This is a genomic window from Cellulomonas soli (assembly GCF_013409305.1).
Taxonomy (GTDB): Bacteria; Actinomycetota; Actinomycetes; order Actinomycetales; family Cellulomonadaceae; genus Cellulomonas; species Cellulomonas soli.
Genome location: NZ_JACBZJ010000001.1, coordinates 2,637,332 through 2,650,781, shown reverse-complemented (window position 1 = coordinate 2,650,781; position 13,450 = coordinate 2,637,332). Strand labels below are relative to the sequence as shown.

Below are 13,450 nucleotides of genomic sequence, written 5' to 3'. Positions count from 1 at the left end.
GAGGACCCCGAGAATCCGCCCGGGGGGACGGGGGCTGCGGCTTCCCTCAGGTCAGAGGGTGATCGCGGCGCCGGTGTCGGCCCACGTGTTGCTCGTCCAGGTGACGGGCACGTTCACCCGCACCGGCCCGTAGGCCGCACCGCGTCCGAAGGTGTTGCCCTTGAACGTGATGTTCCCGATGAAGTACTGGCCGTTGTTCCCGTCGACGCAGAACACGGTGTAGTTGCCGCCGGCGAGGTAGTTGTTCTCGATGGTGACCGGGCCGTTGGTGCTGCCGCCCAGGTCGGGGGCGATGAACAGCGCCGCGTTGGCCGAGTTCGTGGTCGACAGGTCGATCACGTTGTGGCGGATGACGAGGTTGACCACGCCGTACTGGACCTGACCGCCGTCGGCGTGCGCGCCGGCACCCGGGGTGAGGTTGTGGATCCAGCTGTCCTGCAGGACGACGTCGCTGCCGAACTTCACGCCGTCACCGGTGTTCGAGTGGATGTTGACCCGGTAGGCCTTCCAGCTGTCGAAGCCGATCGCGTTCTCGAAGCCGTAGATCTCGGTGTCGTAGATCGTCACGGAGCCCGAGCCGCTGGTCTGCACGCCGGTGCCGGAGCCGCCGCCGTGGATCCGCGAGTTCTTGATGACGACGCCGGGGGCGTTGACGTAGACCGCGCCGGAGATGTCCAGGCCGTCGATGACCGTGTTGGCGGTCGTGATCGTCAGGCCGCCCGAGGCCTTGAGCGTGGTGCCGGCCGGGACGCCGGTCGTGGTGGCGCCGGGGGTGGCGGTGCCGACGGTGGTGCCGGGCGCAGGGGTGGGCGTCGGGGTCGGCGTGGGCGTCGGCGTCGGGGTCGGCGTCGGCGTCGGGGTCGGCGTCGGCGTCGGGGTCGGCGTCGGGGTCGGCGTGGGCGTCGGGGTCGGCGTCGGGGTCGGCGTCGGCGTGGGCGTCGGCGTCGGCGTCGGGGTGGGCGTCGGGGTGGGCGTCGGCGTCGGGGCCGGCGCGGTGGTCGTGGCGGTGCCCGGGGTGAACAGCACGTCGACCCAGTAGTTCGTCGACTTGTAGGTCGACTTGGGGAAGGTGCCCGTGCCGTAGGCGTAACGGCCGACGTTGGTCGACGGCACCGTCAGCGAGGTGCTGGCCGACGTGCCCGTGAACGACTGCGTGTAGGCGTACTTGCCCTTGGGGGCCAGGTAGGACGCGACGTAGCTGGCGCCCTTGGTGACCTTGATCGGGGTGGCGAACAGCACGGTCTGCCAACCGCTGGTCGTCTCGTTGACGAAGGTCGCCTTGGCCAGGCGGGTGCCCGCCGAGCTCCACAGGGACCCGACGTGCGTGCCCTTGTTGTCAGCGGTCTTCCAGTACTTCACGCCGCTGACGACGCCGTCGGCGTTCGCGGTGAAGGCCGTGCCGAGCTCGACCGACGACGCATCGCCCAGGTCGACGGCTGCCGCGGAGGCGGCGGTCGTCGTCCAGATCGACTGCGGGGTCACGGTCGCGGTCGCGGCGGTGGCCGGCTGAGCCACGACTGCTGCCGTGACGGCGAGGGCTGCGACCGTGGCCGCACCGAGGGCACCGCGGACGAGTCGTCGTCCGCCGTTCCAGCTGAGGTTCCTGCTCATTGTGTTCCCGTCATCAATCGGTGCGCGGAGGGGCGCACCGGGTGGAATGAGACCGGCGACCACGAACCGGATGCACGCCCGCAAGGCGTGCAACCTTCCGAAGTCCGACCACCCTCATGAATCGGCCGCGATGTCCTACCCCTGAGGGGTGTGACCCATGTCGGTCGCGACCGTCGGTCTCGTTCACGGTCGGCGCCGCGCGTCCCCGCGTGGGCCCGTGATCACAAGCCGGTCTCCGGTCCACGTCGGCCCCTGCGGGCGCTCGGCCCGCCAGGGACCACGTCGGTCCAGGTGACAGCTCTTCGACATCGCAGACGAGTGTGGGACACAGGCGAATATGCTCTGCAGCGAGCAAATCCCGCCGGAGGTGGGCCTTCGCACATTCGACACAAATAAGACACCGGACCCTCACGGAATGCGCGCGAAATCTTCACCCCACGTTCGGAGCAGAATCGACGTGATTGATGCACAATGTCCGATTCGCGAGGGATGCGACCGTCGACGATCGGGACCCTTCGGACACGTGTTCACCCGTCCGGCAGCAGGGTGAAATCGGCGCGCCCGGCACACCGATCGACGCTCGCGGCGCCCCGTGCCGGTCGCGCGCCGTAGCGTGGGCGTGCCCGGGATGCACCGATCGTCCCCGGACGGACTGTCCGCACCGACCCCGCGCACGCCGCACCGATCAGCCGAGCCGACATCTCGAGGAGCCGACCCGATGCCCGCACGCGCCACGTCGGACGCCCCGTCGGACGCCACGGTCCCCGGCGCACGGTTCGCCGCCGCCGACGAGCCCGCCCGTCTCGCCGTGCTCGTCGTCACCTACAACAGCGCGCACGACGTCGGCCGGCTGCTGGCCAGCCTGCGCCCCGAGGTCGCGCGCGTCCCGTCACGGGTGCTCGTCGCCGACAACGCCTCGACCGACGACACCCTGGACCGGCTCGCGGACCACCCCGACGTGAGGGTCGTCCCGACCGGCGGGAACCTCGGCTACGCGGGCGGGATCAACACGCTGCTGCCGCTCGTCGGGGACGTCGAGGCCGTGCTGGTCCTCAACCCCGACCTGGTGGTCCGTCCCGGCGCGCTGAGCGCGCTGCTCGCATGCCTGGCAGATCCCGGTGTGGGCGCGGTCGTCCCGAGCATCCTGGAGCCGGACGGCACCCCCTACCCGTCGCTGCGCCGCGAGCCCACCGTGCTGCGAACCCTGGGCGACGCGCTCGTGGGGCGGCGGTGGCCCGGCCGGCCGTCGTGGGCGTCCGAGACCGACCGCACACCCGCGCACTACACGAGCGCCCACGCAGTCGAGTGGGCCACCGGCGCCGCGCTGCTGGTGCGCGCCACGACCGCGCGCACGCTCGGCCCGTGGGACGAGCGCTACTTCCTGTACTCGGAGGAGACCGACTACTGCCGCCGGCTGCGGGGCACCGGGCAGCAGGTCTGGTTCGAGCCGGCCGCGCAGGTCGTGCACAGCCGCGGCGGGTCCGGCAGCTCCCCCGCGCTCGTCGCCCTGCAGGAGGCGAACCGGGTGCGCTACGCGCGGGCCCACGGCTCGCCGCTGCACGCGCAGGCCGTGCGCGGGGTGCTGCTGCTCAAGTCCGGCCTCCGGGTGCGCGACGCCGGGCACCGCGCCGCGCTGCGCAGCCTGCTCGACGGCGCCGCCCTCGCCCGTCCGCACCGGCCCCCCGTCACCTCGCCCCGCCCTGGGGCCACCCGGGCCGACGCCGACGCCGACGGGCCCAGCGGCTCCGTCGTCATCCCCGCGCACGACGAGGCGGCCGTCATCGCGCGCACGCTCGCGCCCCTCGCCGAGGACGCCGCCGCAGGACGGCTCGAGGTCGTGGTGGTGTGCAACGGCTGCACCGACGCGACGGCCGAGATCGCGCGATCCGTGCCCGGCGTGCAGGTCGTGGAGATCGACGTCGCCTCCAAGCCCGCGGCGCTGCGCGCCGGTGACGCGGCCGCCACGCGGTTCCCGCGCCTGTACCTGGACGCCGACATCGAGTCGGCGCCGGGTGCCGTCGCGGCGCTGTTCGCGGCGCTGTCCGCTCCCGGGGTGCACGCCGCGCGACCGACGACGATCGACGACCTGGCGGGCGCGACGTGGCCCGTGAGGTCCTTCTACCGCCTCCGCGGGCGGATCCCGGCACTGCACGAGCACCTGTGGGGCGCGGGCGCGTACGCCCTCGACGCCACCGTGCGCGCCCGGCTCGGCGCGTTCCCGGACGTCACCGCGGACGACCTGTGGGTGGACCAGCACGTGGCGGCCTCCGAGAAGACCCGGGTGCCGGGTGCGAGCGTCATCGTGCGCCGACCCCGCGACACCCGGTCGCTGCTCGCCGTGCTGCGCCGCACCCGTCGCACGGACGCACCCGCCGAGGAGACGGCGCCGCCCGTCGACGAGGGGTCACGGACGATCGGTCCGAGCGACATCGCCCGGACCGTGCGCGGGCCGCGGTCGCTGGTGGACGCGATCGTCTACGTCACGCTGGTGACGCTCGCGCGTGCCCAGCTGCGTCGCGCACCGGCCCGCCGCTGGGAACGCGACACCAGCTCGCGCCGCTGATCTTGCGAACGGCCGGGCTCCCGAACGGCTGGGCTCCCGAACGGCTGGGCTCCCGAACGGCTGGGCTCCCGAACGACTGGGCTCCCGAACGGCCGAGCTCGCGGGCTGCGACGCTCAGCGCGTCACGCCGCGCGCCCGGACGAACGCCTCCAGCTCCTCGTCCGTGACCACCTCGGGCGACGAGGCCGGGGCCGGGTCGACGAACGGGCCCGCACCGGAGACGTGGCCCGTCACGGCGTCGAACACCGAGACGTACGTGGCGGCCTGCGGGGACCAGTCCAGCTCGGCCACGCAGCGCTCCCGCGCGGCGAGCGAGAGGCCCACCCGCAGGTCGGCGTCGTCCAGCAGCCGCTCGACCGCGTCGGCCATCTCCGCGACCGAGCCGACGTACAGCGCCGTGTCGCCCGCGCTCGCCCGCGCCTCCACCAGGTCGAACGTGACCGCCGGGACGGCGAAGGCCATGTACTCCATCGTCTTGTTCATCGTCGAGATGTCGTTGAGCGGCGTCTTGCGGTCCGGGCACAGCCCCACGCTCGCCGCCGACAGGTAGCGCACGATCGTCTCCTTGCCGGCCCGCCCGGTGAACTCCACGACGTCGTCGAGATCGAGCTCGCGGGACAGCGCCCGCAGCTCCGCCTCGCAGTCCCCGAAGCCGAGCAGCGCCGCACCGACGTCGCGCCGACCCCGCACGTGCACGAGCTCGTGCACCACCCGCAGCGCGACGTCCACGTCGTCCTGCGGGCCCATGATGCCCAGGTAGACCAGCAGGTGACGGCCCCGGGCGACGTCCTGCGCCCCTCGGACAGGACGCATCACGCGGGTGTCCGGCCCGCTGCGCACGACCGCCGTATGACGGGGGTCCACCCCGCCGCGGCGCACCGCGACCGCGCGGTACGACTCGTTGGTCGAGATCACGCGGTGCGCAGCCCGGAACGTGCGCCGCTCGAGCCAGCGCAGCCCGGCCAGCTGGGCACGAGCTCCGGCGGACGTCGGCTCGCCGAAACGGGACAGGAACAGCTCGGGGTTCAGGTCGTGGTGGTCGAACACGAAGCGCACGCCGCGCAGCCGCCACAGCAGGGCCAGCGCCCAGTACGTGTCCGGCGGGTTGCACGCCTGGACGACGTCGAACCCCCGCTCGCGACGCACCGCCAGGGAGAGCACGGCGGTGCGCACCCACGAGTAGACGAACTCCCAGACGAAACCGAGCACCCCGCGGGCCTGCGGTGCCGGTCGGTACTTGTACAGGGCGACGCCGTCGACCGTGTGGCGGGTCGGGTCGCCCGGTCCCTGCGGGCAGATGACGCTGACCTGGTAGCCCGCCGCGACGAGCGCGCGGCACTCGAGCCACACGCGCCTGTCCAGCGGCACGGGCAGGTTCTGCACGATCACCAGAACCCGTGGTGCTCGTGCCGTTCGTGGCGTTCGTCCAACGGCCATGGTCTCCCCCTCAGTGTCCGGTCGCGCGGGCGTGCACGGCGGCGTCGAGGACCTCCCGCGCCGCCCGCCCCCACGTGTAGTGCGCACGGCGCGCGTCGGCCTGGGCCGCGCACGCCGCGTAGAGCGCGTCGTCGTCCAGCGTGTCGAGCACGACCCGGGCCAGCTCGTCCGGGCTCTCCGAGCCGACCAGCCTGCCGCCCGAGGTCGGGTCGATGATCTCGGGCATCGCGCACGCGTCCCGTCCGACGCACGGAAGCCCCCGCATGAGCGCCTCGGCGAACACCATGCCGAACCCCTCCATGCGCGAGGGCATCACGAACAGGTCGTGCGTGTCCATCAGCTCACCGACCCGCGCGCGCGGCACCCGCCCGACGAAGTCGACCCCGTCGGGCACGTCACCGTGCATCGGCCAGCGGTCCGGCCCCGCGACGGTCAGCGAGACGGCCGGCCCCAGCTCGGCGCGCAGCAGGGCGAACGCGGCGACCACCTGGGCGCCGCCCTTGGTGTCGAAGTCGCGTCCGACGAGCAGCAGGCGCCGCACGGGGCCGGTCCGGCGTTCGGGCACCGGGGAGCCGACCGCCACGGGGGCGCCTGCCCCGGGGTTGACCACCCGGACACGCTCAGCCGGGACCCCGTGCGCCACCAGGTGGTCGCCGAGCCAGCGGCTCATCGGCAGCAGCATCGCGGCCTGCGCGTACACGCGGTCCTGGGCCCGACGCAGCTGCTCGATGCGGCGACGACCCAACGCCCGGAAGTGCGGGACGCCGTCCGGCCCGAACCGGTCGAGCAGGAGCGCGTAGCTCAGGTCCTGCAGCACCATGAACGGCACCCTCGGCGCACTCAGGTCCTGGATCTCCAGCACGACGTCGGGACGCTCGCGCACCGCGGCGCGACGCACGGTGCGGGCCACCGCAGCACGCGTCGCCGCACCGTGCCGCCAGGTCGACGTCCAGCCCGACGGGGTCCGCCGGGCGCCGGCGAGCCGCAGGGGCGTGCGCAGGGCCGGCGGGAGCTCGACGCCCAGGTCCACCACGGGGGTCAGTCGAGCCAGCTCGGCCCGCAGCCGCCACGGGGTGCCCGACCAGGTCTCCTCGTGCGGGGTCGTCCAGTGGCAGGCGAAGCCGAGGCGCAGCGGGGCGTCGGCCACGCCCGGCGCCGTCGGAGGCCCGGGCGTGCCGGTCTCACCGCCAGTCTCGGGCACGCCCACACACTAACCAGGGGCCCGTCCGGTTTGTCCCCGCCGGCGGGCTCCCACCCGCAGGTTCACCCGCTGGGAGCAGGCGCCCGCCCGCGCGCGTCCGGGGTCAGTACCGGGCCTCTGTCCCTTCGGTGTAGACGTTGCCGGCCCAGGTCACCGGGACGTTGACCCGGGCAGCGCCGTAGTCGGCGCCGCGACCGAAGGTGTTGCTGCGGATGGTGATGTTGCCGACGACGTACTGCCCGTCGTTCCCGTCGACGCAGAACACGGTGTAGTGGCCGCCGTCCAGCACGTTCTGCTCGACGAGCACGGGACCGTCGGTGCTCGGGCCCTGGTCGGGTGCCAGGAACAGTGCCGAGTTGGCGCCCTCGGCGGTCGTCATGTCGATGACGTTCCGGCGGATCGTGAGGTTGGTGACGCCGCTCTGCATCTGGGCGCCGTCGGCGTGCGCCCCGGAGCTGGGCGTCATGTCGTGGATCCAGCTGTCCTCGAGGACGACGTCGCTGCCGAGCTTGACCCCGTCGCCGTAGGTCGAGTGGATGTCGACCCGGCTGGCCGTCCAGGAGCTGCCCGCGATCGCGTTCTCGAAGCCGAAGATCTCGGTGTCGGTGATCGTCACGCTGCCCGACCTGACGTACACCCCGTAGGTGCCCGACCCGTGGATCCGCGAGTTCCGGATCACCACGCCGGGTGCCTCGATGCTGATGTCGCCGTCGACGTCGAGGCCGTCGATGACCTGACCGGCCTGCGTGACGCGGATCCCGCCGGAAGCCGTGAGCGCCACCCCGTCGGGCACCCCGGTGCTGCCGGGCCCCGGCCGGGACGACGAGCCGAGCGGTGCCGGCGCAGGCGCCGCGGGGGCAGCCGCCGTGCCGCTGGTCGACGCCGACGACCGCGTCGAGGCCTCGCCCTCGCCCGACGGGGTCGGCGTCGGGGTGGGTGTGGGGGTGGGCGTCGGGGTCGGCGTGGGGGTGGGCGTCGGCGCCTCGCGCTTGGTGGCGGTCGGGGTCGGCCGGCCTGGTGCCGTGGCCGACGCGCTCGGACCGGACGTCGCCGCCGCAGGCGTGCCCGGTTCGGAGTTCACGAGGACGACGACCGCGGCAGCGGCCAGAGCCGTGCTCGCCACCTGCGCGATCCGTCGGCGCGTCGAGCGGTGCATGCGCATCTGAAGGTCTTCCTGTCGGGGAGAGGGGCGCCCGCGGACGCCGCACCCGGGAACGGGGCGAACCTGTCAGACCGGCAGAATTCACCCGGCCGTCGGCCATCCTAGGTCAGCCCTCGTCGACCCCGACAACTACCGTGAGCGGCGCACGGGTCGCCGGCCGTGCCGCAGTGCCTGTGACCTGCAGAGCGACCCCTCGGACGAGCAGAAGGAGTCCACGTCGTGGGCAACGTACGGGCCAGGATGCCGGGCTGGGCACGCACGGGAGCCCGCCGCATCGCCGACGTCGTCCTCGCACCGGTGCTCGGGTCGGTCGCCGGCGGACGCCGCGACGACGAGGTGGCCGTCACGTTCGACGACGGGCCCGACGAGGCGACGACACCCGCGCTGCTCGACCTCCTCGACCGCCTCGGCGTGCGCTGCACCTTCTTCCTGCTGGTCCCGCGCGCCGAGCAGCACCCCGACCTCGTCCGGCAGATCCGCGACCACGGTCACGAGATCGCGCTGCACGGCCTCGACCACCGCCCGCTGACCTCCTTGCGGCACGCCGATGCGGTCCGCACGCTGCGCGACGCCCGCCGTCGGCTCGAGGCCGTCGCCGGGACCCCGGTGACCCGCTACCGCCCGCCGTACGGGAAGCAGACGCCCGCGAGCTGGGTCGCGGCCAGGCGCGCGGGGCTCGAGGTCGTCGTCTGGACGGCCGACGCGGCGGACTGGGTGGACCGCCCCGCGGCCGAGGTGGCCGCCACCGCGGCTGCGCGGCTCGGCCCCGGAGGCATCCTGCTGCTGCACGAGCGGGTCGAGCCCGGGCCCGACGGCGAACCGGTGAGCACCTCGTTCGACCGCGCGGAGATGGCCGAGCGGGTGCTCGACGACGTCTCCGCGCGGGGCTGGTCGGCGGTCACGGTCGAGACGCTCGTGCGTGACGGAGGGGCCCGCCTCACCGCCTGGTTCGGTCACTGAGGCGCGGGTCGCCCGTCCGGGACCTCAGGCCGGTACGGGTTGCCTGCTGGGCCGACGCGAGCGCGCCCGCCTGCTGCCGTGCCGGCTCGGCGGACGCGACCGGAACGCGTCGACACCCAGCGCGACGGCGCCGGTGGCGATGGCGCACAGGATGGCGGTGACCGCCAGGGCCCGCATGCGCGAGCCGCCCTGCATCGTGTAGGCGGGCATCTCCGGGCTCAGCTCGGTGCGGATCCGCAACGCCTGCGGCACCTGCTCGGCGTCCTCCAGCTGGGTGAGGGCCGCGTCGACCTGCTCGAGGGCGACCACCATGGACATCTGGGCTTCCTCGAGCGTCCGTCCGGTCGACCGGACGTCGAGCACCGGGTCCTCGTAACGGGTCTCCCACTGCCCACCGGCGTTCGGCTGACGGATGCTCCAGCCCTGCTCGACCCCCATCGAGGCCAGGGTGATCTCCGCCGAGACGGTACGAGGCGCGTCGTGCGGGCCGTTGGCCATCCGGGCGACCACACCCGCCATGCTCACGAGCGAGGCCGTCGTGGTCGCGAGCGCGTTGCCCGGTGCATCCTTGGGTGCCAGGAACATCACGCTCACCCGACCGTTGTAGACCTGGTGCTCGGTCGCGACCGCCTGCAGGACGGCGAGGGACAGCACCGCGCACAGCAGCACGGCGACACGCTGACGCCACATGGTGACCAGAAGGTCCCAGATCGTCACGTGACCGCCCCAATGTTCACCCCGCCGGCCCACGAACAGGCCCTAAGGCCCAGCCTATGCTGGGCCGAACGGGACATTCGAAGCGCAACCGGGCGAAAATCGAGCGAGAACCAGCGAGGTGGTCGTGTACCTGTCCGAGATCCTCGCCGGGCTCCGTCGGCGCTGGTGGCTCGTGGTGGTCGGCGTGCTGCTGACCGCTCTCGGCTCCGCCTACGTCGTCTCGCTCGTGCCCCCGGAGCAGGTCGCCCGCGCCTCGGTGCTGCTGGTCCCGCCGGAGGTCGTCGTCGGTGACACCGGCAACCCGTACCTCGGCCTCAACGGCCTGCAGCCGGCAGCCGACGTGCTCGCCCGAGCCCTCAACGACGGCCAGGGCCACGCCGACCTCGCCCCGCCCGGGGGCACCGGCGACTTCGTGGTGTCCCGGGACACCTCCTCGAGCGGCCCCGTGCTCGTCGTCGAGGTGACCGACACCGACCCGGACAGCGCCATCGCCATGCTCGACGACGTGCTCGCCGCGATGCCCGACATGCTCGAGCAGCTGCAGGCCGACGTCGACGCACCCACCAGCTCGTTCATCCGGATGACCGTGGTGACCAGGGACGACATCCCCGAGGCGTCGAGCAAGACGCAGATCCGTGCGCTGCTCGTCAGCGTCGTCGGCGGGCTCGCGCTCACCGCCTTCCTGACCTACGCGATCGACGGCCTGCTGGTCCGCCGGGGCCTCGAGCGTCGCCGTGGCGGGCGCCCCGCGCCGACCGCCACGCATGCCGCCTCGGCGGCCCCTCCCGCTCCCCCGACGCCCGCGGCACCCTCGGCACCCTCGGCACCGCCCGTGCCCACGCAGGGCACCGCACCGCACGCACCCGTGGCGGCAGCGCCTGCCGGGACCCGACCGCAGCCGCGGCCGACCCCCGGACAGCAGTCCGACACCCCCGCCCGACCCGCGGCCGCCCGTTCCGGCGCGCAGCAGGGCACTGGCCTCCCGGTGCCCCCCGGATTCGTCGGCAGCCGCACGAAGTCCCGCTGACCGGTCGCCACCATGGGCAGACCTGCCGGCCCCCGCGCCGCCGTGGTCCGGCGTTCCGTCGACGCCGGCGTGCTGCTGCTCGCCTGGGTGCTGGTGGTCATGCTGGTCCCGGCGAACCTCGTCCTCAAACCGCTGGGCGCCGCCGGAACCCCCGCGCAGATCCTCGGCCTGGCCGCGGCCGCCTGGTGGCTCGCGGTGCAGCTCGACCGGTCCCGCACGACCCTGCGGCCCGCACAACCCGTGCGCACGGCCATGGCGGTGTTCGTCGCCGGGATGCTGGCCAGCTACGTCGCCGCCGCGTCCCGTCCGATCGAGGCGCTCGAGATCAGCTCGGCCGACCGCGGCCTGCTGCTCGTGCTGTCCTGGTGGGGTCTGGTCATGCTCGCCGGCGACGGGTTCGCCCACCGGGGGCGGCTCGACCGCGTGCTGCGGGCCCTCGTCGGCGCCGCCGGGTTCGCGGGCGCGCTCGGCGTGCTGCAGTTCTTCACCGAGAAGGCCTACGTCGACCTCATCTCCATCCCGGGCCTGTCTGCCAACTCCACGCTCAACAGCGTGTACGGCCGCAACGGTTTCGCCCGTGCCGCCGGCACCTCGACGCATCCCATCGAGTTCGGCGTGCTCATGGTGATGGTGCTGCCGATCGCGCTGCACTACGCACTCTCGGACACCCACCGGTCGCGGTTCGTCCGCTGGGCGCCGGTCGTGGCCATCGGCGCGGCCGTGCCGATCACGATGTCCCGCTCCGCCCTGCTCGGCCTCGCGGTGGTGCTCGCCGTGCTGCTGCCGAGCTGGCCCGTGCGGCGACGGTGGTGGACGGGCGCCGCGGTGGTCGCCGGGTTCGGTGCCGTGTACGTCGCGATCCCGGGCATGCTCGGGACGATGATCCGGCTGTTCACCGGGATCTCGCAGGACGACAGCGCGCTGTCCCGCACGGACAGCTACGACCTGGCCCTGCAGTTCATCGAACGTGCCCCCGTGTTCGGGCGCGGGCTGTCGACGTTCCTGCCCTCGTACCGGATCCTCGACAACCAGTACCTGGGTCTGCTCATCGAGACCGGGGTGGTGGGCACGCTCGCGTTCCTCGGGCTGCTGGTGACCGCGCTGATCGTCGCCTACCGGATGAGCGTGCGCCTGCCCGAGGCGGTCGACCGGAGCCTGGCGCGCGGGCTGACCGCCTGCATCGCGGCCGCCGCGCTCGCCTTCGCCACGTTCGACGCGTTCGGCTTCCCGCAGGTCGCCGGGGTCCTGTTCTTCTCGATCGGGTGCGTCACCGCGCTGCGGCGACTCACCGCACCCGGCCGCGCCGGAACCCTCACGACCACGGCGGCGATCCCGGTGACCGCTGCGGCGACGGGCACGGCGCCCGCGGCGGCCCTGAGCGGGGAGCGCCCCCGGTCCTCCGACGCCGACGCCACCGAGCTGCCGGCACCGGGCCGGACGAGCGTGACCCCGGCGCCGGCCCTCAGCGGGCACACCCCGGGCAACCCGCACACCCGTGAGGTGGAGGCCCGATGAGCCCTGACCGCGCCGACCGCCCGGACCCGTGGGTGGTGCTCGCATCGGGGGTCTCCTGGGACGACGCCTGGATGTCGGAGAAGCACCTGGCCGTCGCCCTCTCGGCGTACGTGCCCGTGCTCTTCGTCGACCCGCCGGTGTCCTACCTGACCCCGCTGCGCAAGCCGCACCTACGGGCCGGCGGCCTGCGCCCCCGGGTCGCCGAGGTCCACCCCGGCATCACGCGGGTGACGCCGCTGGCCCCGCCGGGCGTGAGCCGCCCCGGGCTCCGGGTGGCGGCCGCTGCGGCCACCCGGCACGCGATCCGGTCAGCCGTCGCGCGTGCCGAGGGGCCGCGACGAGCCGTGCACGCCGTCGTGGTCGCCTCGCTCGACGACGTGCTCGGTGCGTGCCCGGGCGCGCTGCGCGTGCTGTGGGGCACCGACGACTGGGTCGCCGGTGCCGAGCTCATGGGCCTGTCGGCGGACTACCTGCGCCGACGCGAGGCCGACCAGCTCGCCGCGGCCGACGTCGTCGTGACCGTGACGGGGCACCTCGCCGACCTGTGGCGCGAGCGGTCCACCGCGGTCCGGGTCGTGCCGAACGGCTGCGACCCGGGGCACTTCGCGACCGTGGACCAGGTACCCGCGGCCCCGGACGTGCACCTTCCCGGCCCTGTCGCCGGGTTCGTCGGACACCTCTCGGACCGGATCGACGTGGCCGTGCTCGAGGCCGTGGCGGACACGGGCGCGTCGCTCCTGCTCGTCGGCCCCGTGCAGCCCGGCTTCGCGACCGAACGGCTGGCCCGCCTGCTGGCCCGCGACAACGTCCAGTCGACCGGTCGACGACCCTTCGAGGACCTGCCCGGCTACCTGCGCGCCATCGACGTCGGGCTCACGCCCTACGCGGACACCGCGTTCAACCGCAGCAGCTTCCCGCTCAAGACCATGGAGTACCTGGCCGCCGGGCGACCCGTCGTCACGACGGGGCTCCCGGCCGCCCGTGAGCTGCCCGCCGACCTGGTGACGATCGCCGACGGGCCCGCGCAGGTGACGGCGGCGACGCTGGCCGCGCTGGCCGCACCGGCCGACCCCGCGCTGGCCGCGCGACGACGCGCCTACGCGGCGGGGCAGAGCTGGGACGCGCGCGCCCGGGCCTTCCTCGACGTGCTCGGCCTCGCCGACCGGGTGCCTGTCGCTGCGGACCAGACGCTCAGCGCCGAGCGCTGAGCTGCCGAGCGCCGAGCTGCCGAGCGCTGAGGCGCTGAACGCTGAGATC

11 protein-coding genes are annotated in these 13,450 nt (G+C 73.9%); 6 read left to right on the top strand and 5 right to left on the bottom strand.

The genetic code is table 11. The features are described from left to right. Positions 1 to 51 precede the first annotated feature (51 nt). Positions 52 to 1,611: a DUF4082 domain-containing protein gene (locus tag BKA22_RS12285; RefSeq protein WP_146954276.1), complete on the bottom strand. Its 1,560-nt coding sequence runs from the start codon at positions 1,609 to 1,611 to the stop codon at positions 52 to 54. A gap of 718 nt (positions 1,612 to 2,329) precedes the next feature. Here BKA22_RS12285 and BKA22_RS12280 point away from each other — a divergent pair. Then, positions 2,330 to 4,174, top strand: coding sequence for a glycosyltransferase (locus tag BKA22_RS12280; protein ID WP_179561763.1), 1,845 nt, complete (start codon positions 2,330 to 2,332; stop codon positions 4,172 to 4,174). A 114-nt stretch (positions 4,175 to 4,288) separates the two neighbouring features. Here the strand turns inward: BKA22_RS12280 and BKA22_RS12275 are convergent, their stop codons facing one another. The 3 genes from BKA22_RS12275 to BKA22_RS20380 form a co-directional block, all read right to left on the bottom strand. Then, the gene (locus BKA22_RS12275) at positions 4,289 to 5,563 is read right to left on the bottom strand and encodes a glycosyltransferase family 4 protein (RefSeq protein WP_262926921.1); all 1,275 of its coding nucleotides are present in this window, start codon (positions 5,561 to 5,563) and stop codon (positions 4,289 to 4,291) included. Positions 5,564 to 5,621: 58 nt separating this feature from the next. Further along, positions 5,622 to 6,812, bottom strand: coding sequence for a glycosyltransferase family 4 protein (locus tag BKA22_RS20385; RefSeq protein WP_146954273.1), 1,191 nt, complete (start codon positions 6,810 to 6,812; stop codon positions 5,622 to 5,624). A gap of 103 nt (positions 6,813 to 6,915) precedes the next feature. After that, positions 6,916 to 7,593 carry a right-handed parallel beta-helix repeat-containing protein gene (locus tag BKA22_RS20380; protein WP_179561762.1) on the bottom strand — a complete coding sequence of 226 codons (678 nt, stop codon included), beginning with the start codon at positions 7,591 to 7,593 and terminating at the stop codon, positions 6,916 to 6,918. Here BKA22_RS20380 and BKA22_RS20375 point away from each other — a divergent pair. Then, entirely contained in the window at positions 7,583 to 7,978 is a 396-nt protein-coding gene (locus BKA22_RS20375) for a hypothetical protein (protein WP_146954271.1), read from the top strand. The genes BKA22_RS20380 and BKA22_RS20375 overlap by 11 nt on opposite strands. Before the next feature lie 215 nt (positions 7,979 to 8,193). Beyond that, positions 8,194 to 8,934, top strand: coding sequence for a polysaccharide deacetylase family protein (locus BKA22_RS12255; protein ID WP_146954270.1), 741 nt, complete (start codon positions 8,194 to 8,196; stop codon positions 8,932 to 8,934). A gap of 24 nt (positions 8,935 to 8,958) precedes the next feature. Here the strand turns inward: BKA22_RS12255 and BKA22_RS12250 are convergent, their stop codons facing one another. Continuing rightward, positions 8,959 to 9,651, bottom strand: coding sequence for a hypothetical protein (locus BKA22_RS12250; protein WP_146954269.1), 693 nt, complete (start codon positions 9,649 to 9,651; stop codon positions 8,959 to 8,961). Positions 9,652 to 9,769: 118 nt separating this feature from the next. Here BKA22_RS12250 and BKA22_RS12245 point away from each other — a divergent pair, with 118 nt between their 5' ends. From BKA22_RS12245 to BKA22_RS12235, 3 genes are read left to right on the top strand one after another with little or no spacing between them, the layout of a single operon-like run. After that, complete coding sequence (locus BKA22_RS12245) at positions 9,770 to 10,678, top strand: YveK family protein (RefSeq protein WP_146954268.1); 909 nt, start codon at positions 9,770 to 9,772, stop codon at positions 10,676 to 10,678. Between the two features lie 12 nt (positions 10,679 to 10,690). Continuing rightward, positions 10,691 to 12,193: an O-antigen ligase family protein gene (locus tag BKA22_RS12240; protein WP_146954267.1), complete on the top strand. Its 1,503-nt coding sequence runs from the start codon at positions 10,691 to 10,693 to the stop codon at positions 12,191 to 12,193. After that, on the top strand, positions 12,190 to 13,401 hold the full coding sequence (locus BKA22_RS12235; protein ID WP_146954266.1) for a glycosyltransferase: 1,212 nt from the start codon (positions 12,190 to 12,192) through the stop codon (positions 13,399 to 13,401). The genes BKA22_RS12240 and BKA22_RS12235 overlap by 4 nt, the downstream gene beginning before the upstream one ends. Positions 13,402 to 13,450 lie beyond the last annotated feature (49 nt).